The organism is Actinoallomurus rhizosphaericola, assembly GCF_024055675.1.
Classification (GTDB): Bacteria; Actinomycetota; Actinomycetes; order Streptosporangiales; family Streptosporangiaceae; genus Actinoallomurus; species Actinoallomurus soli.
Genome location: NZ_JAMXMW010000022.1, coordinates 1 through 22,751, shown reverse-complemented (window position 1 = coordinate 22,751; position 22,751 = coordinate 1). Strand labels below are relative to the sequence as shown.

Annotated in this window: 19 protein-coding genes; 16 read left to right on the top strand and 3 right to left on the bottom strand. The window is 72.2% G+C overall.

Going from position 1 to position 22,751, the window contains the following annotated elements; all coding sequences use genetic code 11:
- Positions 1–29 precede the first annotated feature (29 nt).
- From NE234_RS36250 to carB, 9 genes are all read left to right on the top strand, one after another.
- Positions 30–668: an EamA family transporter gene (locus NE234_RS36250; protein ID WP_252785472.1), complete on the top strand. Its 639-nt coding sequence runs from the start codon at positions 30–32 to the stop codon at positions 666–668.
- Between the two features lie 126 nt (positions 669–794).
- Positions 795–2,033 carry a cytochrome P450 family protein gene (locus NE234_RS36245; RefSeq protein ID WP_252785471.1) on the top strand — a complete coding sequence of 413 codons (1,239 nt, stop codon included), beginning with the start codon at positions 795–797 and terminating at the stop codon, positions 2,031–2,033.
- 326 nt (positions 2,034–2,359) lie between these two features.
- Positions 2,360–2,659, top strand: coding sequence for an NIPSNAP family protein (locus NE234_RS36240; protein WP_252785470.1), 300 nt, complete (start codon positions 2,360–2,362; stop codon positions 2,657–2,659).
- Positions 2,660–2,944: 285 nt separating this feature from the next.
- Positions 2,945–3,823, top strand: coding sequence for a ThiF family adenylyltransferase (locus NE234_RS36235; protein ID WP_252785469.1), 879 nt, complete (start codon positions 2,945–2,947; stop codon positions 3,821–3,823).
- A gap of 1 nt (position 3,824) precedes the next feature.
- Positions 3,825–4,799 carry an aspartate/ornithine carbamoyltransferase family protein gene (locus NE234_RS36230; protein ID WP_252785468.1) on the top strand — a complete coding sequence of 325 codons (975 nt, stop codon included), beginning with the start codon at positions 3,825–3,827 and terminating at the stop codon, positions 4,797–4,799.
- A gap of 23 nt (positions 4,800–4,822) precedes the next feature.
- Positions 4,823–6,211, top strand: coding sequence for an MFS transporter (locus NE234_RS36225; RefSeq protein ID WP_252785467.1), 1,389 nt, complete (start codon positions 4,823–4,825; stop codon positions 6,209–6,211).
- Positions 6,212–6,423: 212 nt separating this feature from the next.
- Positions 6,424–7,620, top strand: a complete 1,197-nt coding sequence (locus tag NE234_RS36220) for a pyridoxal phosphate-dependent aminotransferase (RefSeq protein ID WP_252785466.1) — start codon at positions 6,424–6,426, stop codon at positions 7,618–7,620.
- Between the two features lie 23 nt (positions 7,621–7,643).
- Positions 7,644–8,693, top strand: a complete 1,050-nt coding sequence (carA, locus tag NE234_RS36215; RefSeq protein ID WP_252785465.1) for a glutamine-hydrolyzing carbamoyl-phosphate synthase small subunit — start codon at positions 7,644–7,646, stop codon at positions 8,691–8,693.
- Complete coding sequence (gene carB / locus NE234_RS36210) at positions 8,693–11,905, top strand: carbamoyl-phosphate synthase large subunit (RefSeq protein ID WP_252785464.1); 3,213 nt, start codon at positions 8,693–8,695, stop codon at positions 11,903–11,905. Before carA ends, carB begins: the two co-directional genes overlap by 1 nt.
- Before the next feature lie 78 nt (positions 11,906–11,983).
- Here carB and NE234_RS36205 read toward each other — a convergent pair whose 3' ends face one another.
- The 3 genes from NE234_RS36205 to NE234_RS36195 all read right to left on the bottom strand — a co-directional run bounded on the left by NE234_RS36205 (position 11,984) and on the right by NE234_RS36195 (position 14,103).
- A complete protein-coding gene (locus tag NE234_RS36205) occupies positions 11,984–12,385 on the bottom strand; it encodes an NUDIX hydrolase (protein ID WP_252785463.1) in 402 nt (133 codons plus the stop codon).
- 63 nt (positions 12,386–12,448) lie between these two features.
- The gene (locus NE234_RS36200) at positions 12,449–13,546 is read right to left on the bottom strand and encodes a PP2C family protein-serine/threonine phosphatase (RefSeq protein ID WP_252785462.1); all 1,098 of its coding nucleotides are present in this window, start codon (positions 13,544–13,546) and stop codon (positions 12,449–12,451) included.
- Between the two features lie 92 nt (positions 13,547–13,638).
- Entirely contained in the window at positions 13,639–14,103 is a 465-nt protein-coding gene (locus NE234_RS36195) for an RrF2 family transcriptional regulator (RefSeq protein WP_252785602.1), read from the bottom strand.
- Between the two features lie 311 nt (positions 14,104–14,414).
- Between NE234_RS36195 and NE234_RS36190 the strand changes: the two genes are divergently transcribed.
- The 7 genes from NE234_RS36190 to manA all read left to right on the top strand — a co-directional run bounded on the left by NE234_RS36190 (position 14,415) and on the right by manA (position 22,703).
- Positions 14,415–15,437: a LacI family DNA-binding transcriptional regulator gene (locus tag NE234_RS36190; protein ID WP_252785461.1), complete on the top strand. Its 1,023-nt coding sequence runs from the start codon at positions 14,415–14,417 to the stop codon at positions 15,435–15,437.
- Positions 15,438–15,578: 141 nt separating this feature from the next.
- The gene (locus tag NE234_RS36185; protein ID WP_252785460.1) at positions 15,579–16,892 is read left to right on the top strand and encodes an ABC transporter substrate-binding protein; all 1,314 of its coding nucleotides are present in this window, start codon (positions 15,579–15,581) and stop codon (positions 16,890–16,892) included.
- A gap of 3 nt (positions 16,893–16,895) precedes the next feature.
- A complete protein-coding gene (locus tag NE234_RS36180; RefSeq protein ID WP_252785459.1) occupies positions 16,896–17,864 on the top strand; it encodes a carbohydrate ABC transporter permease in 969 nt (322 codons plus the stop codon).
- Positions 17,857–18,699 (top strand): carbohydrate ABC transporter permease, encoded by an 843-nt coding sequence (locus NE234_RS36175; RefSeq protein ID WP_252785458.1) that lies wholly within the window; start codon positions 17,857–17,859, stop codon positions 18,697–18,699. The genes NE234_RS36180 and NE234_RS36175 overlap by 8 nt, the downstream gene beginning before the upstream one ends.
- A 28-nt stretch (positions 18,700–18,727) precedes the next feature.
- Complete coding sequence (locus NE234_RS36170) at positions 18,728–20,620, top strand: cellulase family glycosylhydrolase (RefSeq protein ID WP_252785457.1); 1,893 nt, start codon at positions 18,728–18,730, stop codon at positions 20,618–20,620.
- On the top strand, positions 20,617–21,588 hold the full coding sequence (locus NE234_RS36165) for an ROK family protein (RefSeq protein WP_252785456.1): 972 nt from the start codon (positions 20,617–20,619) through the stop codon (positions 21,586–21,588). Before NE234_RS36170 ends, NE234_RS36165 begins: the two co-directional genes overlap by 4 nt.
- 2 nt (positions 21,589–21,590) lie before the next feature.
- Positions 21,591–22,703 carry a mannose-6-phosphate isomerase, class I gene (gene manA, locus NE234_RS36160; protein ID WP_252785455.1) on the top strand — a complete coding sequence of 371 codons (1,113 nt, stop codon included), beginning with the start codon at positions 21,591–21,593 and terminating at the stop codon, positions 22,701–22,703.
- The last annotated feature ends 48 nt before the right edge of the window (positions 22,704–22,751 follow it).

The following is a 22,751-nucleotide window of genomic DNA, read 5'->3' as shown; positions in this document are numbered from 1 at the left end:
CAGCGTACGAGCCGGCCGACGATACGACCATGCCCATCGGCTCCGACCCGCCCGGCGGCACGGGCTCGCCCGCGGGCGCCGTCCACGGCGACACGGCCCCGCCCGTCGGCTCCGCGCGTGGCGACGCGGTCCCGCTCCTCGGCTCCGCGTGCGGCGACGCGGTCCCGCTCCTCGGCTCCGCGCGTGGCGGCCGGGTCCCGTTCTCCGGCTCGGTCCGCGGCGGCCGGGTCCCGTCGCCGGGTTCGGCACACGGTGGGCGCCGCGCCGCCGTCCCGCCATGGACCTACTTCATCGGCAGCGCCGTCTTCCACTACCTCGGCCCGTCGCGCTTCCCGAGCGGCATCGACGGCCTGGCGGCGGCGATGCTGGTCGCCGCCGTCTGTGTCCTCCCGCTAGGCGCGTGGCAGGCCGTTCCGGCGCTGGCCGACCCTGTCGCGCTCGCCGCCGGGATCGGGGTCGGGGTCGCCTCCTCGGTGATCCCCTACGTCTGCGACCAGCTCGCCATGGCGCGCATGGCGCGGGCGACGTACGCCCTGCTGGTCGCGCTGCTCCCGGCGACGGCCACGGTCATCGGCGCGCTGGTGCTCCGCCAGATTCCGGCCCCGGCCGAGGCCGCCGGCGTCGCGCTGGTCATCACGGGCGTCGCCCTGCACCGCGAACGCCGCTGACCCGGTGGCCGAGTCGAGCAGGCGGCCATGGTGGCCCGGCGGGCCGTCCGGTCATGGGGCATTTACCTCCTTCTTGACTTATAGTCGTGGCCGCCGCCGATCCGACGCATCGTCAGGAGCCATGCGATGGAAGACCGCTCGTGCCCGTACGCCCTCGACGCCGACGGCACCGACATCCACGCCGAGGCCGCGCGGCTGCGGCAGCGGGGCGCGGTGACACCCGTCGAGCTGCCCGGCGGGGTGGTGGCATGGGCGGTGACCGGCCACGACACCCTCAGGCGGCTGCTGGCCGACCCGCGGGTCTCCAAGGACGCGCGCCGGCACTGGACCCGGTGGCGGAACGGCGAGATCACCCCTGACTGGCCGCTCTACATCTGGGTCGCGGTGGAGAACATGTTCACCGCCTACGGCGACGACCACCGGAGGCTGCGCGGCATCATCTCCCACGCGTTCACGCCGCGCCGTACCGCCGCCCTCAGGCCGCGCGTCGAGGAGATCACCGAGGAGATCCTCGACCGGCTCGCCGCCCGTCCCGGCGGCCGGGCCGACCTGCGCGAGGGGTTCGCCTACCCGCTGCCCATCGAGGTCATCTGCCGGCTCATGGGCGTCCCGGACGGGCCGCGGGCGCGCGTGCGGCGTGCCGTCGACGTCATCTTCACCACGTCCGCGACCCCGGAGCAGGCCCAGGCCGCCCACCAGGAGATCTGGGGCCTGCTCGCCGAGCTCGTCGCCGACAAGCGCCGGACCCCCGGCGACGACCTCACCAGTGCCCTCATCACCACCCGGGACGAGGACGGGTCGCGGCTGACCGAGGACGAGCTCGTCGGCACGCTCATCCTGATGATCTCCGCCGGCCACGAGACGACCGTCAACCTCCTCGACCACGCGGTCACGGCGCTGCTCACCCATCCCGAGCAGCTCGCACTCGCCCGTAAGGGAGACGTCGCCTGGGCGGACGTGATCGAGGAGACGTTGCGCTGGCAGGCGCCGGTCGCGAACCTGCCGCTGCGCTACGCCGTGGAGGACATCCAGGTCGGTGACGTCACGATCGCCCGCGGCGACGCGATCCTCGCCGCGTACGCCGCCGCCGGCCGCGACCCCGGCCCGCATCCGGTGAACCCGGACCGCTTCGACGTCACCCGTCCCGACAAGGAGCACCTGTCCTTCGGCCACGGCGCGCACTACTGCCTCGGCGCCCCGCTCGCCCGGATGGAGGCGGAGATCGCCATCCCGGCCCTCTTCGACCGCTTCCCCGACCTCGCCCTGGCGGTCGGCCCGGGCGAGTTGGAGACCCTCCCGTCGTTCATCTCCAACGGCCATCGCACGCTCCCGGTCGTGCTGGGCCCGGAACGCTCACCGGCCTGAGCCGGCCGTCATCAGGCTCGTGACCCGCGGAGGAGGACACCCCGGGAGGTGAGGGTCTCGATCAGGCCGGGGGCGGTCGGCAGCGCGGCCCACACCTCGGCGTGCGCCCCCTGGGCGTCGCAGGCGTCGTCACCGGCGCGCGGCCGCGTCCGCCTGGGAATTCGTCCCGGTTCGGATGGGCGTTCGTCCCAACGGCCCTCCCTATTTTCGGGCATTTTCCCGCAGCTTTTTGGTGGCCCATAACAAGGAAGTGGATTCCGGCCGCGGATGATGGGGCACGACCGTGCCTCGGCAGAACGAACGCAGGACTCGGGAGGTGAACCGTTGTGATCACGTGTTGCATCGACTACACGATCGATCCGCACCGGCTGGACGCCTTTGAGGAGTACGCGCGCCGCTGGCCGCCCATCATCGAGCGCTGCGGCGGCCGCCTCATCGGCTATTTCCTGCCCAAGGAGGGGGCCAACAACAAGGCGCTGGCGCTCATCGAGTTCGAGAGCCTGGCCGCGTATGAGGAGTATCGCTCCGCGCTGGCCGAGGATCCGGACGCGAAGGCCAACCTCGACCACGCGCGGAGCACCGAGTGCATCCTCGTGGAGGCCCGGTCGTTCCTGCGCCGGGCCTGACGGCCCAGACGGTGCCCCGGCCGGCCGGGTCGCGCAGGCCGATTCGGCCGGCCAGGGCGAACTTCGGGGCGCGGCGGTGACCTGGCCGCACCCGCCCGGCGTTCGCCATCGCGCGTGAATCACGCAGACCCGGAAAGGCGTTGTCCGAAAACACCCCTGGCCATCGTGACTCGATTTATCGGGAGGAGTTCATGTTTAAGTCAATCCTCCATGGTTATCCCGATTCTGTCGATCACGAGGGACAGTTGATCGGCCTGCCCGTACACATCTGACCTGGGATGAACCATGCACGAGAAAGGCAGAACGAAGTACCCGAGCGAGTACGACGACACGATCTACTGGGAGCGCGTCAAGCGCAATCTCGGCTGGCTTGGAGACACCGACGAAGAGGCCCGAAAGCGCCAGCTCATGCTGCGCGACTCCGTCGTCGGCGTCGCGGGCTCAGGCGGCATCGGCGGCTCGATGGTCGAGCGGCTGGCCCGGCTGGGCGTGCTGAACCTGCGCGTCGCCGACATGGACACCTTCGAGTACTCCAACATCAACCGGCAGCTCGGCGCGGGCGTGCGGACCATCGGCCGGAACAAGGCGGAGGTGGTCGCCGAGTACGTCCATGAGATGACGCCGGACGTCGCGATCGAGGTGTTCCCCGAGGGCATCACGGACGAGTCCGCCGCCGAGTTCGTCGAGGGCTGTGACTACATCCTCGACGAGATCGAGCCGTACGAGTTCAAGGCGCGGTACGCGCTGCACCGCGCGTTCCGCGCGTCCTCGTCGGTGCAATTCATGATCACCGGCTACGTCTTCGGGAACCGGACCTTCCTGTGGAAGTGGACACGCGACTCCATGCCGGTGGAGGAGTTCACCGGACTGCCGGAGGACGCGGAGATGAACGCCGAGACCGCCGAGCACCTGATGAGCCGGCTCATCCCCGAGACCCCCGGCTACCCCGGCCCGGAGATGCAGCGCAGGTGGCTGATCGACGAGCAGACCTGCCCGATCGTGCCCGGCGCACCGCCCATGTCACAGGGCCTCCTGCTCGACCGGCTGATGCTGGCGATCACCGGCATCGAGGACCTCGCCGACAGCGTCCGGCTGCCCGTGGCACCCGGCTACGCGATGGTCGACGCCCGCACCTGGACCGCCAAGATCGTCGAGGCGGGATGAGATGAACGCGTTCGCCGGACGGCATGTCCTGTCGCTGAACCAGTTCGACCGCGACGACCTGGAGTTCCTGTTCGACGCGACCGACGAGGTCGGCCGGGAACTGGCCAAGGGCGAGGTCCGCCGCGATCTGGAGGGCAGGATCCTCATGTCGGCGTTCTTCGACAAGAGCACGCGCACCCGGCTCGCGCACGAGACCGCGATGCTGCGGCTCGGCGGAAGCGTCTCCGGGTTCGCCGACGCCGCGGTGACGCGGGCCTCGGGTAGGACACAGGAGTCGTCGGTGGACGTCTTCCGGATGCTGGCCCTGTACGGCGACGTCATCGTCACCCGCCACCCGGTCACCGGCGAGCCGGCCCGGGCGGCGGAGGCGATCGACGGGGCGCTCATCATCAACGCCGGCGACGGCACCGGCGAGCACCCGACGCAGGCGATGGTCGACCTGTACACGATCCGGCAGCGGTTCGGCCGCATCGACGGGCTGACCATCGTCTTCGTCAACGACCTGCGGATGCGCTGCACCCGGTCGCTGCTGCGCGGCCTGCGCAAGTACGACTGCCAGGTGCGGTGCGTCGCGGCCCGCGGCATGGACATCGATCCGCTGCTGCGGGCCGAGGTCGAGGGAGCGGGCCGGACGATCACGTTCCACGACGACCTCATCGGCGTCCTGCCGGAGGCGGACGTGGTCTACTCCTCGCCGACCGTGCTGGCCGAGCTGCCGGAGGACGCGGTGCCCCGCCCCGCGGCGGGTGAGCTGCCGCTCGGGCGCGAGCTGCTGGAGGCGGTCGCCAAGGACACCCTCGCGGTCCTGCATCCGCTGCCACGCAAGGAGGAGCTGCCCGCCGACGTGGACGACACGCCGTACAACGCCTACTTCCAGCAGGCCGCGAACGGCGTGACGCTGCGGATGGCGCTGCTGCGGCTCATGTTGGGCGGGCCGTCCGTTGGGGACTCTCCCACCGGCACCGCTCGAACGTAGGCACGAGACGACGGGGAGGCGAGATGGACTTCGACAGACGCCCGCTGATCGCCATCTGCTTCGGCTGGTTCATGGTCATCGTCGACGCGACGATCGTCAACATCGCGTTGCCGAAGCTCGGCAAGGAGTTCGGCGCTTCGGTGGCCGGCCTGCAGTGGGTCGTGGACGGCTACACGGTCGTCTTCGCCGGCCTGCTGCTGTCGGCCGGCTGGCTGGGCGACCGGATGGGCGGGAAGCGTGTGTTCCAGTCGGGTCTCGCCCTCTTCATCGTCGCCTCGGCGGCCTGCGGGTTCGCCCCCAGCGTGGGCCTGCTGATCGCGGCCCGTGTGGTGCAGGGGCTGGGCGCGGCGCTGCTGGTGCCGTCGTCGCTGGCGCTGCTGCAGGCCGGCTACGACGACCGCGGCGCCCGCGCCCGTGCCATCGGCATCTGGGCCATGGTCGGCGGGTTCGCCTCCGGGTCCGGCCCGCTGTTCGGGGGCATCCTCGCCTACGGCCTGGGCTGGCGGTGGATCTTCTTCGTGAACGTGCCGGTCGGCATCGTCGGGATGCTGCTGGCGGCGCGCTGGGTCCACGTCGGGCGTGAGGGCCGCGGTGGCGAGCGCCTCGACGTGTCAGGGCAGGTCACCGGGATGGTCGCGTTGCTGGCGATCACCGTCGCGATGGTGGAGGCCGGCCGGTCCGGCTGGACCGGCCCGGTCGCGTTGACGGGGTTCGCGGTCTTCGTCGCGGCCGCCGTGGCGTTCCTCCTGGCCGAGTCGCGCGTCGCCGCCCCGATGGTGCCGCTGTCGCTGTTCCGGAGCCGCGAACTGTCGGCGGCGACCGCGATCGGCTGCCTGATGAACCTCGGCTTCTACGGCCAGCTGTTCGTGCTCACCCTGTACTTCCAGCAGACACGCGGCGACTCGGCGCTGCTGACCGGCCTGGCGCTGCTGCCACAGACCGGCGTCATCGCACTCGGGTCGTGGCTGGGTGGCCGGGTCACCGGCCGCAGCGGCTCGCGGACACCGATGATCGTCGGCATGGCGGTCGGAGCGGCCGGGTTCTTCGCCCTCACGATCATCACCAGGTCCGTGCCGTACTGGGCCCTGGTGGTACCGATGGTGGCCACCGGCTTCGGGATCTCCTTCACCATGCCCGCCGCCACGGCCGCCGTCGTCGAGGGCGCACCGTCCGAGCGCACCGGCATCGCCTCCGGCACTCTCAACGCCGCCCGCCAGGTCGGCGGCGCGATCGGCATCGCCCTGCTCGGCTCGTTCGTCGCCGGCGGATCGGGCGGCCACAGCTCCGGCATCCGCATCTCAATGATCATCGCCGGGGTGACGTACGCGCTGGCCACCGCGATCGCACTGACCATCCCACGCCCGGCACGCGAAGCGGCGCAGGAGCGGGAGACCGCCCGCGCCGCCCGCTGACCGCCGGGAGGACTCCGAATCGCGCGGTCTTCCGCGCACCACCCGCCGCGTGCGCCGAGGCGGTGCGCGGGTGACTCCTGCCCGCGTGCGGACCGTACGCGGGCGACGTCCCCGTGCCCGCCGGCGACCGGCCGGTGACGCCTCATGGAACGACATGACACGAGACGAGACGAGAAAGGTGAGAACCGGTGGAGACCCTCCGGTCGGAAAAGATGTCCCAGATCTCTTACGAGATCCGGGGACCGCTTCTGCGGCTCGCCAAAGACCTCGAGCGGGCCGGCGAGACGGTCATCAAGCTGAACATCGGCGACCCGGCGGCCTTCGGGATCGAGGCCCCGGAGGAGGTGGTCGAGGCCGCCCGGGCCGCCGTGACCCGCTCCACCGCCTACAGCGACGCGCAGGGGCTGTGGGCGGCGCGGGAGGCGGTGGTCGCCGACTACGCGGCCAAGGGCCTGCACGGGCTGCGCGCCGACGACGTCTTCCTGGGCAACGGCGTGTCCGAGCTGGTGTCCATGGCACTGCACGCCCTGCTCGATCCGGGCGACGAGGTGCTGATCCCGGCCCCCGACTATCCGCTGTGGACGGCCTCGACCGCCCTCGCGGGCGGCCGGCCGGTGCACTACCTGTGCGACGAGCGGGCGGACTGGCTGCCCGACCTCTCCGACCTCAAGGCGAAGATCACGGATCGTACCCGCGCCATCGTGGTGATCAATCCGAACAACCCGACGGGTGCCGTGTGGCCGCGCGAGGTGCTGGAGCAGATCGCCACGCTCGCCGGTGACAGCGGCCTGGTGCTGATGGCCGACGAGATCTACGACGAGATCCGCTACGACGACGTTCCGTGCGTCCCGGCGGCCTCGCTCGCCCCGGACCTGGTCTGCCTGACGTTCGGTGGCCTGTCCAAGCGGTACCTGGTACCCGGGTTCCGCTGCGGCTGGATGGCGATCTCCGGGCCGCGCGGCGCGGCCGCGGACTACGCGGCGGCCCTGGAGACGCTGGCCACCATGCGGCTGTGCCCGAACGTCGTCGCGCAGCACGTCGTGCCGGTGGCGCTGCGCGGACGGCAGGCGACCAAGGCGCTGACCGCGCCCGGCGGGCGGCTGCACGAGCAACGGGAGCGGTGCTGGAAGCTGCTCACCGAACTCCCCGGCGTGTCCTGCGTGAAGCCGCAGGGCGCCTTCTACGTCTTCCCCCGGCTGGACCCCCGCGTCCACCGGATCACCGACGACGAGCGGTTCGCCTACGAACTGCTGGAACGGGAGAAGGTGCTGGTCGTGCAGGGCACCGGGCTCGGCTGGCCGCGTCACGACCACTTCCGCATGGTCACCCTGCCGCCGGTCGCCGAGATCGAGGAGGCGGTCGGGCGGCTCGCGCAGTTCCTGGACCGGCGGCTCGCGCCCGCCCATTAATGATCATTAGAAGAGGAGGAACCATGGACGGCCTGCTGGTGCTGGCCGACGGCACGGTCTTCCCGGGCGAAGTCCACTCCAGCGACATCGCCACCGGGGAGGTCGTCTTCAACACCGTCCTGAGCGGCTACCAGGAAGTGATCACCGATCCGTCGTACGCCGGACAGATCGTCTGTTTCACCTATCCGCACATCGGCAACTACGGCGTCACCCCCGAGGACGACGAGAGCGACCGGCCGCGCTGCCGCGGCGTGATCGCCCGCTCGCTCACCGAACGGCCGAGCAACCGGCGCGCCACCGAGAGCCTGCCGGGCTGGCTGGCGCGGCACGGCACCCCGGTGCTGACCGGGATCGACACGCGGCGTCTCACCCGGCATCTGCGGGACGCCGGCTCCATCTGCGGCGCGTTCGGCCCGGCATCGGAGGAGGACGCGCTGCTGGCGGCGGCCAAGGCGGAGCCCGGCACGGACGGTGTCGACCTGGTCGCGGAGGTCACCGCGCGCGCCCCGTACACGCGGGGCGACGGCCCGCTGCGGGTCGTCGCCTACGACCTCGGCATCAAGCGGAACATCCTGCGTCAGCTCGGCGAGATCGCGACGGTCGAGGTGGTCCCGGCCACGACGCCCGCCGAGGAGGTGCTGGCGCGCCGGCCGGACGGGGTGTTCCTGTCCAACGGCCCCGGCGACCCGGAGACCGTCGGTCTCGACCTGCGCCCCCTGCTCGGCATGGTGCCGGTCTTCGGCATCTGCCTGGGCCACCAGCTCCTGGCCCGTGCCCTCGGCGGCCGTACGTACAAGCTGCGGTTCGGCCACCACGGCGGCAACCACCCGGTACGGCGCCTGGCCACCGGCACGGTCGAGATCACCAGCCAGAACCACAACTTCGCGGTCGCCGAGGGCAGCGTGCCCGCCGCCGACGTCACGCACGTGAACCTCAACGACGGCGTGATCGAGGGCATCGCCTGCCGCGACGTGCCCGCCTTCTCCGTGCAGTACCACCCCGAGGCCGGGCCCGGCCCGCACGACGCCCGGTACCTGTTCGAGGAGTTCCACCGGCTGATGGAGCGTGTGTGATGCCCCGCAGAGACGACCTTTCCAGCATCCTCGTGATCGGCTCGGGGCCGATCGTGATCGGTCAGGCGTGCGAGTTCGACTACTCCGGCGCGCAGGCGTGCCGTGCGCTGCGCGAGGACGGCTACCGCGTGATCCTGGCCAACTCCAACCCCGCGACCATCATGACCGACCCGGAGTTCGCCGATCGCACGTACCTGGAGCCGCTCACCGCCGAGTTCCTGACCGCCATCATCGAGCGTGAGCGGCCGGACGCGGTGCTGGCCACGCTCGGCGGCCAGACGGCCCTCAACCTCGCCACCGAGCTGCACCGCGACGGTGTGCTCGACCGGTACGGCGTGGAGATGATCGGCGCGAACGCCGACGCGATCCGGACCGCCGAGACCCGGGAGCTGTTCAAGAAGGCGATGACCGAGATCGGCTTGGAAGTGCCCGCCTCCGGCTTCGCGCACGGTGTCGACGAGGCGCTCGCGGTCGGCGAGCGGATCGGCTACCCGGTGATGGTGCGGCCGTCGTACATCCTCGGCGGCGCCGGCACCGGCATCGCCGACGACGCCGACGCGCTCGCGCGGCTGGCCGAGGAGGGCATCGCGGCCAGCCCGGCCGGCGAGATCCTCATCGAGGAGTCGATCGCCGGCTGGAAGGAGTACGAGCTGGAGGTGATGCGCGACCGCGCCGACAACTGCGTGGTCATCTGCTCGATCGAGAACCTCGACCCGGTCGGCGTGCACACGGGCGACTCGATCACGGTGGCGCCCGCGCAGACGCTGTCCGACGTGGAGTACCAGCGGATGCGGGACGCCGCCTTCGCGTGCATCCGCCGGATCGGCGTCGAGACCGGCGGGTCGAACATCCAGTTCGCGATCGATCCGCGGACCGGGCGGATGGTGGTGATCGAGATGAATCCGCGCGTGTCCCGCTCCAGCGCGCTCGCTTCGAAGGCCACCGGCTTCCCGATCGCGAAGATCGCCACACTGCTGGCGGTCGGGTACACGCTGGACGAGATCCGCAACGACATCACGCGGGAGACGCCGGCGGCGTTCGAGCCGACGATCGACTACGTCGTGACCAAGGTGCCGCGCTGGGGCTTTGAGAAGTTCTCCGGCGTCGCCGACACGCTCGGTACGAGGATGCGCTCGGTGGGCGAGGCGATGGCGATCGGGCGCACCTTCCCCGAGTCGCTGCAGAAAGGCCTGCGCTCGCTCGACAACGGCCGCCTCGGCCTGAACGCCGACCCGGCCGAGGCCGACCACGACGGCGGCACCGACGAGGAGCTGCTCGACGGCCTGTCCCGCGCCACGCCCGACCGGATCTTCCGGCTGGAGGCGGCCGTCCGCCGCGGCATCGACCTGGACCGGATCCACGGGGCGAGCGCCGTCGACCCGTGGTTCCTCGACCAGATCGCCATGATCTCCGCCGAGCGCGTACGGATCGCCGACGGCGGTATCGAGGACGTGGACTGGCGGCGGGCCAAGCGCCTCGGTTTCGCCGACGCCCAGATCGCCTACCTGCTGAACCGTCCCGAGGAGGAAGTACGGCGGGCGCGGCTGGCCGCCGGCGTGCGGGCCACGTTCAAGACCGTCGACACGTGCGCCGCCGAGTTCGAGGCGCACACCCCGTACTACTACTCGACCTGGGAGGACACCGACGAGGTACGGCGCGGCGACAAGCCCCGCGTGGTGATCCTGGGCTCGGGACCGAACCGGATCGGGCAGGGTGTGGAGTTCGACTACTGCTGTGTGCAGGCCAGCGGCGCCCTGCGGGAGGCCGGCTTCGAGACCGTCATGGTCAACTGCAACCCCGAGACCGTCTCCACCGACTACGACACCAGCGACCGGCTGTACTTCGAGCCGCTGACCGCCGAGGACATCCAGAACGTCCTGGACGCCGAGGAGCCCGTCGGCGTGATCGTGACGTTCGGCGGGCAGACGCCGTTGAAGCTGGCGGACCGGCTGCCGTCCGATCTCGTCCTCGGCACCGACCCGGACGCCATCGACCTCGCCGAGGACCGCGAGCGCTGGAACGCCCTGTGCGCCCGGCTGGGCATCGACCAGCCCGCCGGCGGCACCGCCGGCGACGAGGAGGAGGCCTTCGCGGTCGCCGACCGGCTCGGGTACCCGGTGCTGTTCCGGCCGAGCTATGTGCTGTCCGGCCGTGCGATGCGCGTCGTGCATGACGCCGGTGAGCTGCGGTGCGCCCTGGCCGATCTGCGCCGGGACCACGACCTGGCCCGCCAGTGGCCCGTCCTCATCGACCGGTTCCTCGCCGGTGCGGTCGAAGTGGACGTCGACGCGGTGCGCGACGCGGACGGCGAGGTACTGATCGGCGCCGTCATGGAGCACATCGAGCCCGCCGGCGTGCACTCGGGCGACAGTGCCTGCGCGATCCCGCCGATGACGCTGTCCGGCGACGTCGTGGCCGTCATCGAACGGCACACCCGGGCCATCGCGGACGCGCTCGGCGTGTGCGGGCCGTTGAACGTCCAGTACGCGGTGGACGGCGACCGTGTGTACGTGATCGAGGCCAATCCCCGTGCCAGCCGCACCGTTCCGTTCGCGTCCAAGGCGACCGGCGTGCCGCTGGCCCGGCTGGCGGCACGGGTGCTGACCGGCGCGACGCTCGCCGGGCTGCGTGACGAGGGGCTGCTGCGGCCACCCGCACGCGGTGCGCACTGCGTGAAGGAGGCCGTGCTGCCCTTCGACCGGCTCCCGGAGGCCGCGGACGTCCTCGGCCCCGAGATGCGCTCCACCGGTGAGGTCATGGGCGTCGACGGCTCGTTCGGGACGGCGTACGCCAAGAGCCAGATCGCGGCAGGCGCCGCCATCCCGGCCGACGGCCGCGTCTACCTGGCGTTCCCGCCGGCCCTGGCGGACGAGGCGCGCGCCGTCGCCCGCCGGTTCGCCGACCTGGGCTTCGCGGTCACCGCGCCGCCGGAGGCGGCACGGGCCCTGGCCCTGCCGGTGGTCGAGGAGGCGGATGGGCCGCCGGCGGCCGGGGAGGACGGGGTCCGCATCGTCGTGGACGTCCCGGAGAACCACGCGGCGACCCTCATGCCGGAGCAGCGACGGCTGCGCGACGCGGCCCGGCGGGCCCGGATCCCGTACCTGACGACGCTCGCGGCGGCCGAGGCGTTCGCCGTGGCGGTCGCCTCGTGGCGCGTGGACGGCGTCGGCATTCGCAGCCTCCAGGAACATCACGGCGCAGCGGCCCGCTGAATCCGCCGGAATCCCCGCCGACGCCCCGGCCGTTCTCCCGCGACGGGCCGGCGGAGGACGCCGGGAGCTCCGGCGGGGTCATCCGGTGGTGGGAAGGACGCCCCAGGAGGTGAGGGTCTCGATCAGGCCGGTCGTGGTCGGCAGGGCGGCCAGTTCGTCGGCGTTCACCCAGCGGGCGTCGCCCGCGTCGTCGCCGGCGCGCAGGACGCCGCCGTCGACGGTGGCCCGGTAGTCGCGGATGTCGTAGACGGCCCCGCCGGGGCCGGCGCGGTCGACGGAGCCGACCAGCGGCCCGGGGAGGACGCGTAGCCCCGTCTCCTCGGCGACCTCGCGGACGACGGCGTCGGCGTCGCTCTCGCCCGCCTCGACCCGGCCGCCCGGGATCGACCACCTGCCCTCGTCGGGTGGATGCCCGCGGCGGATGAGCAGGAGACGCCCCTCGGCGTCATGGACGATCGCGCCGACGCACCGCACACGCATGCCCCCAGGGTGCCACGAGCCGGGCACCGGCGCCGGGCGCCGTCGGCCCGGCGGGCCGTCCGGTCATGGGGCCGGCGAGGAGGGGCTGGGCCGCCGCACCTGGTCACCGAGGTCCGCGGTGGTCCGTCGACCGGTGCGTTCGATGGCGAGGATGGCCGCGTCGTCGGTGAGGCGTCCGCCGACGTAGGCGAGGAGGTCCGCGTGGAGGTGGTCGATGAGCGCGGCGGGACGATCCTCGATCCAGCCGGTGATGCGTTCGTTGAGGGGAAAGAAGCCTCCCGATGAATCGCGGGCCTCGATGACGCCATCGGTATGGAGCAGGAGGACGTCGCCGGTTTCAAAGGCGAATGTCTCGACCCGGTAGCCGGAATCCATGAGTTCACCCAGGCCGAGGGGCGGCGCGGGCTCGCTGACCTCGAGCGCCGAGACCGCTTTCTCGTGCAGGCGCAGCGGTGGAGGGTGCCCGAAGGCGACCAACCGGAGGACGGGATCGTCGTCGGGGATCTCGACGAGCACGGCGGTGATGAAGGTCTCCCCGAGGGTCCTCGGGTCCGCGGGTTCGGCCTGCTGCGAGCGAACGCTTCCTTCCAGGAAGTCCGCGAGCTCGGAGAGACCGTCCCGCTGCGCGGCCGCCCCGCGGAAGGCGCCGATGAGAGCCGCGGCGTCGCCGACGGCGGCCAGTCCCTTGCCCCGGACGTCCCCGATGATGAGGCGCGTCTTCCCGTGGGCCCTCGTGACCGCGTACAGGTCACCGCCGATCTGCGCCTCGTCCTCAGCGGCGAGATACAGCGAGGACAGCCGCAGTGGGCCCACCTGTCGCGGGAGAGGGCGCAGCACGGCCCGTTGCGCGACCTCGGCGATCGTCTTGACCTGGTTCAGCTCCCGGAGACGGCGGTCGCGCACGTAGCACATGGCCGTGGTGAAGACGGCCACCATGATCAGTGCGGTCAGCTCCGTCAGGTGGGTCAGGACGCCCTTCGTCAACGTGATCACAGCGCAGGCCGCCGCGGCGAGGGTCCAGTTGATGCCGGCGGCCCTCGGCCCGGAGAACCAGGTCGCGACGACGGCCTCCACGAAGAGGATGTCGCTCAGCCGGACACGGAACGACGTGGCGAGGTCGACGGTGAGGAGTGTCAGGATGAAGGCGGCCGCGAATGCCACGATCACCCTGTCCCGGCGGCCCGGCTGTGAGGGGCTGAGGTTCAACACGGGAGATCTGCTCCACTCGAAGAAGGACGGTCGAGGAACGCCGGTCACACCGCGTACCACTGCCGGGTTCTCTCGACGGCCGCGGCGGGTGCCCTGGCCATCATGTCGGCGAGTGTCTGTGAGGCCAGCTCACGGCGCCACGCCATCTCGGCCTTGCGTATTCCGGTGGTGATCGCACACTGCCGCGCGAAGTCCTGCGGATCTCTGTCGGCTCCGGCTCCTCGCTGTCGGATCTCGGTACACCGGAACGCCCATTCGCGCCCTTCGATCGCCATGACGACATCGAGGAGAGTGATCTTCTCGGCGGGCCGGCCGAGCCGGAACCCGCCGCGGGCACCCGGGCTGGAGGCCAGGATCCCCGCGCGGGCCAGTGCCTGCAGGTGCTTGTTCAGGTAGGCGGACGGCAGTTCGAAGGTCGCGGCCAGCTTCGCCGTTGACACAGGCCGATCGCCTCCGAGCCACCCCAGGGTCAGGCAGCAGTGGAGCGCCCACTCGACCCCTTCACTCATCCGCACGATCTGGATACTACACCTCCAGATTGCCCCTGCGGGAGGGGGATATCGCCTGTGACCTGCGGAAACGTGATCACGGGGGGTGTGGGATGGGGGCGTGGTCCCGGGGGTGTCGTCGGTGTCGACTCCACCGCGATCGGTGACCGCGTCGATCGCGGTTCGTGGTGGGACTCTTGGAGGATCGGGGTGGTCTGCGCTCGACCGGATGCCATCGGCGACAGCACGTTAAACCGCTTGTCAAAGCGTTGTCAATGTTCTTTCGGTTATCTTCATCGTGAGCAGCAAAACCGGTTTTGCAAGAGGTGGAGATGAAGCGTCCGACGATCGCCGACATCGCGCGCCGGGCGGGGGTCGCCAAGAGCACCGTCTCGTTCGCCCTGAACGACCGGCCCGGCGTCTCCGCGGCGACGCGGGACCGCATCCTCGGCATCGCCCGGGAGATGGGATGGCAGCCGAGCCGCGCGGCCCGCGCGCTGTCCGGCGGCCGCGCGGGAGTGCTCGGCCTGGTGGTGGACCGGCCTGCGCGGACGCTGGGGATCGAGCCGTTCTTCGTGCAGCTCATCGCCGGCATCGAGAGCGAGCTGGCGGCGCGCGACGTCGCGCTCCTGCTGCACATGGCCGAGGACGGCCGGGCGCAGATGGCCACCTACCGCCGGTGGTGGGCCGAGCGCCGCGTGGACGGGGTGTTCGTCGTCGACCTGCGGCTGGAGGACGAGCGGGCCGGGCTGCTGGCCGAGCTGGGAATGCCCGCGATCGTGGTCGGGGGCCCGGAGGGCCTCGGCGGGCTGCCCGGCCTCTGGAACGACGAGACCGCGGCCGTACGGTCCACGCTGGAGTACCTCGCGGCGCTCGGCCACCGGCGGATCGCCCGGGTCGCGGGGCCGCCGGAGCTGCGGCACACGGTCGCGCGCGGCGCCGCGTTCCAGGCCGCGGCCGGCGCGCTGGGGGTGACGACGGCCGAGGTGGCGACGGACTACACGGGGGAGGAGGGGGCGCGCGCCACGCGCCGGCTGCTCGCCGCGCCCTCGCCGCCCACCGCGATCGTCTACGACAACGACGTGATGGCCCTGGCCGGGCTGGCGGTCGCCGCCGAGATGGGGGTGCCGGTGCCCGGCCGGCTGTCCATCGTCGCCTGGGACGACTCGGCGCTCTGCCGGCTGGTCCACCCGCCGCTGACCGCCGTCGGGCTCGACATCTCCTGCTACGGCGCGGAGGTGGCGCGCCGCCTGCTCGACCTGGTCGCCGGGCGGCCGGTCGACGACGGGTGCCACGCGGCGCCGGTCCTGACCCCGCGGGGCAGCACGGGCCCCGTTTCGGATTGGGGCGGTTGACGCTAAACCGGTTCAGTGTTCCTATCGTTACGACGGATTTCCACAGTCGCCGGAGAATCACCGGTGGCCGGGCCGTACCCGGTCGCCGGCCGGTCAGCGCTCGACCGGATGCCTCTCCTGACGGCCGATGGGAGTTCACAGGTGAAGGCACGCCGAATCACGGCGCTCGTCACGGGCGCCCTCATGGTCATGGCCGGCGCCGGCTGCGGTGGCGGCGGCGGTGACAAGTCGTCCCCGAAGACGCTGACCTACTGGGCCAGCAACCAGGGCCGCTCCATCCAGCAGGACCAGCAGGTGCTCGGCCCGGAGCTGAAGAAGTTCGAGCAGCGGACCGGGATCAAGGTCAAGCTCGAGGTGATCGGCTGGCCCGACCTGCTCAACCGCATCCTCGCCGCGACGTCCAGCGGCAAGGGCCCCGACGTCCTCAACATCGGCAACACCTGGTCCGCCTCGCTGCAGGCGACCGGGGCGTTCCAGCCGTTCGACGACGCGACCATCGCCAAGGTCGGCGGCCGGGGCCGCTTCATCCCCTCCACGCTCACGTCGACGGGGGCCGCCGGGAAACCGCCCGGGTTCGTCCCGCTGTACGGATTGGCGTACGGCCTGTTCTACAACAAGAGGCTCTTCGCCGACGCGGGACTCAGGCAGCCGCCGCGGACGTGGGAGGACCTCGTCACCGACGCGAAGAAGCTCACCGACCCGGCGAAGAAGCGGTACGGCGTCGGGATCGAGGGCGCGAGCTACACCGAGGCCGCGCACTTCGCGTTCATGTTCGGCGCGCAGCACGGCGCCCGGCTGTTCCAGGGCGGGCAGCCCGGCTTCGACTCGCCGGCGATGGTGGCCGGCGTCCGGCAGTACGTCGACCTGCTGGGCGCCGACAAGGTGGTCGACCCGGCCGACGCGGAGTACCTCAACAACGACCAGATCCTCGGGGACTTCGCGCGCGGCCGGTTCGCCATGATGATGATCCAGAGCTTCGCCACCGCCGGGCTGCGCGAGAACGGCATGAAGGACTCCGACTACGGCGTCACGCCGATCCCGCTGCCCGATCCGCTCCCGCCGGGCGGGCGCCGGGTCGCCAGCCACGTCGCGGGCATCAACGTCGGAGTGTTCAAGAACTCCGGCAACAAGGACGGCGCGCTGAAGTTCGTCGAGTTCCTGACCAGCCCGGAGGAGCAGAAGATCCTCAACGCGGCGTGGGGGAGCCTGCCGGTGGTCCCGCAGGCGTACGACGACCCGAGGTTCCAGACGCCCGCGACCCGCACGTTCCGCGCGGTGCTGGCCGACGAGGCCGAGACCCTGCCGATGATCCCGCAGGAGGCCCAGTTCGAGACCCTCGTCGGCAACACCGTCAAGGGCCTGCTCGCCGACGCCGCCGCGGGCCGTCCCGTCGACGAGGCGACGATCCGCGCCAAGCTCACCGACGCGAACAAGAAGATGCAGGCGGGCGGCTGACCGGTGGCACGAACCGTCACGGCCCCCGGGAGTGCGCCCGCCCGCACTCCCGGGCGCCCCTCGCCCCGGCCCCGGCGCCGCGTCAAGGCGCTGCCGTACGTCCTGCTGCTGCCCGCCCTCGTCGCCGAGCTGGCCATCCACATCATCCCGATGCTGGTCGGGGCGTGGATGAGCCTGCTGCACCTCACCCAGTTCTTCATCCGCAACTGGACGCAGGCGCCGTACGGGGGGCTGTCCAACTACCGGATCGCGGTCAACGCGCACGGCCCCGTCGGCAAGGACCTGCTGCAGTCCTTCCTCGTCACGCTGGCGATCACGGCGGTGGTCGTCGGCTGCTCGTGGCTGTTCGGGACGGTCGCCGCCGTGCTCCTGCAGCGGCCCTTCCCCGGCCGGGGGGCGCTGCGGACGCTGTTCCTCATCCCGTACGCGCTGCCGGTGTTCACCGCCGTCATCACCTGGCGGTTCATGTTCCAGCGGGACACCGGCATGGTGAACGCCCTGCTGGCGGACGAGCTGAAGGTGACGCACGGCCATCCGTTCTGGCTGCTCGGCGACCGCGGCTTCGCCGCCGTGGTGATCATCGCGGTCTGGCGGATGTGGCCGTTCGCGTTCCTCACCGTCACGGCGGGGCTGCAGGGCATCCCCGGCGACCTGTACGAGGCGGCGGCCATCGACGGCGCCGGTTCGTTCGGCGTCTTCCGGCGGGTGACGCTGCCGCTGCTGCGGCCGGTCAACCGGGTCCTGCTGCTCGTGCTGTTCCTGTGGACGTTCAACGACTTCAACGTCGCGTACATCCTGTTCGACCAGCCGCCCGCGGCCGCCGACATGATCTCGATCCACATCTACAACGCGTCCTTCATCACCTGGAACTTCGGGCTCGGCTCGGCGATGTCCGTCCTGCTCCTGGCGTTCCTGATGGTGGTCACGCTGGGGTACCTCGGCGTCGGACGGCTGAGGAGCCGCCATGCGTGAGTCACGTACGCTGCGCTGGGCGCGGCCGGTCGTCCTCGGCCTGTTCGCGCTGTTCACCGTGCTGCCGCTGTACGTCATGGCGGTCTCGTCGATCAAGCCGCTGAAGGACGTGCAGGGCCGCTTCACCTGGCTGCCGACGCACGTGACGTTCCGGCCGTTCGTCGACATGTGGCGCACGGTGCCGCTCGGCCGCTACTTCGTGAACAGCCTCGTCGTCTCGGTCTCGGCGACCGTCCTGTCGGTGGCGATCGCGATCCTCGCCGGGTACGCCGTCAGCCGGTACCGCTTCGCCGGGCGCGGCACCTTCCTGACCACCGTGCTGTCGACCCAGATGTTCCCCGGCATCCTGTTCCTGCTGCCGCTGTTCCTGATCTTCGTCAACGTCGAAAAGTACACCGGAATCCGGCTGTACGGCAGCCGCACCGGCCTGACCATCACGTACCTGACGTTCGCGCTGCCGTTCTCCATCTGGCTCATCGCGGGGTACTTCGACACGATCCCGCGCGAGCTCGACGAGGCGGCGCGCGTCGACGGCGCCGGCCCGCTGCGGACGCTCCTGCGGGTGGTCCTGCCGGTGGCCGCGCCGGGCGTGGTCGCGGTGGCGATCTACGCGTTCATGACGGCCTGGGGAGAGGTGCTGTTCGCCTCCGTGCTGACCGACGACTCCACCCGGACGCTCGCCGTCGGCCTGCGCGGGTACGCCACCCAGGCGAACGTCTACTGGAACCAGGTGATGGCCGCCTCGCTGGTCATCAGCCTGCCGGTGGTGGTCGGGTTCCTCGCCCTGCAGCGGTTCCTCGTCCACGGGCTCACCGCGGGCGCCGTCAAGTCCTGACCGCCGACTCGAGCTGGAGGCATCCTCGATGCGACGCGACTTCCGCAAGCTGCCCGGCCCGGCGTGGCTCGGCGCGAACTACTGGTCCCGTACCGGCGGGCCGCTCATGTGGCGGTCGTACGACCCCGAGGTCGTCCGCGACGAACTGCGGGTGCTGGCCGACCACGGCCTGAACGTCACCCGGTCGTTCTTCTACTGGCCCGACTTCATGCCCGAGCCGGACCGCCTCGACGCGGCCCTCGTGGAGCGGTACGCCGACTTCCTGGAGGCGCACGCCGAGCGCGGGATGCGCACGATTCCGACCTTCATCGTCGGCCACATGTCGGGCGAGAACTGGGACCCGGCCTGGCGGCAGGGCCGGGACCTGTACACGGACGTGTGGATGGTGGCCCGGCAGGCGTGGTTCGCCGAGCAGCTGACCCGGTGGTTCGCCGGCCACCCCGCGATCGCCGGCTGGCTGATCACCAACGAGATGCCCATCTACGGCGGGACCGCCCCGGCCGACCAGGTGACCAGCTGGGCACAGCTCATGGTGCAGGCCGTCCGCGCCGGCGGCGCGCGGGAGCCGGTCTCCATCGGCGACGGCGCCTGGGGCGTCGAGGTCACGGGCGCCGACAACGGGTTCTCCGTCCGCGCGCTCGCCGCGCTCACCGACTTCGTGGGCCCGCACGTCTACCGGATGGAGAACGACCCGGTCCGCCAGCACTACGGCGCGGCGTTCGTCTGCGAGCTGGCGGGGGCGTTCGGGCGGCCGGTCGTGCTCGAGGAGTTCGGCTGCTCCTCCGACTTCGTCGCCGACGACAACGCCGCGCACTACTACCGGCAGGTCCTCTACAACAGCCTCCTCGCCGGGGCCACCGGCTGGATCGCGTGGAACAACACCGACTTCGACCTGCCCGACCAGCCGCCGTACCGCCACCACCCCTTCGAGCTGCACTTCGGCCTGACCACCGCCGACGGCACGCCGAAGCCGGTCCTGCGGGAGATGCGGGACTTCGCCGCCACGCTCGCCCGGCTCGACCTGACGTCCTGCGCGCGGGCGGACACCGACACCGCCATCGTGGTGCCGGAGGTCCTGGAGGGCGCCTTCCCGTTCACCGAGCCCGGCGACCGGACGTACGTCTTCGACACCCTCCGGCAGGCGTACATCGCCGCCCGCGCCGCCGACCTGGCGCCCGGCCTGACGCGGGAGTACGACGGCATCGCCGGCGACGCGCGCCTCTACCTCGTGCCGTCGGCCAAGCAGCTCACCGCGCCCGGCTGGCGCCGCCTCGAAGAGCTGGCGCGCGGCGGCGCGGTCGTGTACGTCTCGTACTCGGCGGGCCCGCACGGCCGGCAGCGCGGCCCGTGGTACTCCCACATGAACGCCATGTTCGGCGTCGAGCACCGGCTGGCGTACGGCCTGAACGACCCGATCGAGGACGACGTGGTCGAGCTCACCCTCACCGCCGACCTGGCCCCGCTCAAGGGCGGCGCCACCCTGGCGTTCCGCGCCGGCGGGACCGAGCACAGCCGCGCCTACCTGCCGGTCCGGCCGACGACGGCGGAGGTCGTCGCGGTGGACGGCCACGACCGGCCCGCCCTGCTGCGCCGGCGCTGCGGCGACGGATGGATCGTGCTGTGCACGTACCCGCTGGAGCACATGGCCGCCGTCACCCCACGGGTGAACCCCGAGCCGACGTACCGGATCTACGACGCGCTGGCGGACCTGGCCGGCGCGCGGCGGCCCGTACGGGTCGAGGACCCGCGCGTGTCGGCCGACGTCCTGGTCCGGCCGGACGGAACGCGGTTCGCCGTGCTCGTCGGTCAGGCGGACGCCGAGCTCACCGTTCGCCCCCTCATCGCGGGCAACGGCGGTGCCGGAGATGAAGAGATCACGCTCGGGCCGTATGGTGTGCGCGTGCTGGAGCTGCGAACATGACCGGCGTCGTCCCCGCGACGGCCCCCGACACGACAGGGGCGGTCCCGGACGGACCGCCCGGATCCGCCGTCCTCGCCGTCGACATCGGCGGCACCAAGCTCGCCGCCGCGCTCGTCGAGCCGGACGGCCGGTTGCGCGGGCACGTCGTCCGCCCGACCCCGCGCGGTGACACCGAGACGGTGTGGGCCGCCCTGGCCGCCGTCGTCGGCGAGGCCCTGGGGGAGGAGACCGTCACGGCGGCGGGCATCGGCAGTGCCGGGCCGCTGGACGCCGTCGCGGGCACCGTGAGCCCGGTGAACATCCGGTCCTGGCGGGAGTTCCCCGTCCGCGACCGGCTCGCCGCCCTGCTCGGCGGGCCGCCCGTGACGCTGGCGAACGACGCGGTCGCCGGCGCGGTCGCGGAGTACCGCCACGGCGCGGGCCGCGGCAGCCGGGCCATGCTGGGGATGGTCGTCTCGACCGGCGTCGGCGGCGGACTGATCCTCGACGGGCGGGTGTACGCCGGGCCGACCGGCAACGCCGGGCACGTCGGGCACACCGTGGTCGACCTGAACGGCGAGCCGTGCCCCTGCGGATCACGGGGCTGTGTCGAGACCCTGACCTCCGGCCCCGCGATGGTGCGCTGGGCCCTCGGCAACGGCTGGACGCATCCGGCCCCCGACGGCGCCGCCCTCGCGGCCGACGCCCGCACGGGGCACCCGGTGGCGGTCGCGGCGTTCGAGCGCGCCTGCCGGGGCCTGGCCGCCGGGATCGCGTCGGCCGCCGCGCTGTGCGACCTCGACCGCGTCGTCATCGGCGGCGGCGTGTCCCGTTCCTGGGACGTGCTGGAGCCTCCGCTCGTCCGCGCGATGGGCGACTACGCCGGCCTCGCCTTCGTCCGGCGCGTCGCCGTGGTCCCCTCAGAACTCGGCGCGGAGGCCGGACTGCTCGGCGCCGCCGCCCTCGCCCACGACCCGGAGCTCGTCTGACGATGTACCTGCTGGAGAACCCCGTCCAGGAGTACGCCTGGGGCTCGCACACCGTGCTCGCCGACCTCCTCGGCCGGCCGTCGCCCACCGAACGGCCGCAGGCCGAGCTGTGGATCGGCGCGCACCCGGCCGCGCCGTCGCGCCTGCCCGCCGGCCCGTCCCTGGACGAGCACATCGCGGCCGACCCGGAGGGCGCGCTCGGCTCCGCCGCGCTCGCCCGCTTCGGGCCCCGGCTGCCGTTCCTGCTGAAGGTCCTGGCGATCGACGCCCCGCTGTCCCTGCAGGTCCACCCGGACCGGGAGCAGGCCGAGCGCGGGTACGCCGCCGAGCAGACCCCGCCCGGCGACCCGGCGCGCAACTACAAGGACGACTGGCCCAAACCGGAGCTGCTGTGCGCGCTGACCGACGTGCACGCGCTGTGCGGGCTGCGCGACCCCGGCGAGAGCGCCGGCCTGCTCGGCAAGGTCCCGGCGCTGCGTCCCGTCGCCGACCTGCTCGCGGCGGGCGACGTGCGCGCGGCCGTACGCGCGGTGCTCACCTGGCCGGACCCGGACCGGGTCGTCCCCGAGGCCGCCGCCGTCGCCGGCGAGCCGTACGCCACGCTCGCCGAGCGCTACCCCGGCGACATGGGCGTCATCCTCGCGATGCTGCTCAACGAGGTCCGTCTCGCGCCCGGCCAGGCGGTGTACGTCCCGCCGCGCGTGCCGCACGCCTACCTCTCCGGGACGGCCGTGGAGCTCATGGCCGGCTCGGACAACGTGCTGCGCGCCGGCCTGACGCCCAAGCACGTCGACGTCCCGGAGCTCCTGAAGATCGCCTCGTTCGAGCCGGGGCGGCCGGACGTCCTGGACCCGGTCCGTAGGGCCGGCGAGGAGGTCTACCTCACGCCCGCGCCGGAGTTCCGGCTGTCCCGGGTCGACGCCGCCGACGGCGCGGTGCTGCCCGCGGGCGGCCCGCAGCTGCTCCTGTGCACCGAGGGCCGCGTCGAGCTGCGCCGCGACGGCGAGACGGCGGAGCTGACCCGGGGCCGGGCCGCCTTCGCCGAGCACCGCGGCGGCCCCATCGAGGTGAGCGGGCCGGGCACGGTGTTCCGCGCCGGCCTCCCGGAGTCCTGACCCCCGGGGGTCCTTCGGCCGGAGTGTGCGGCAGGCGGCGCGGCGCGT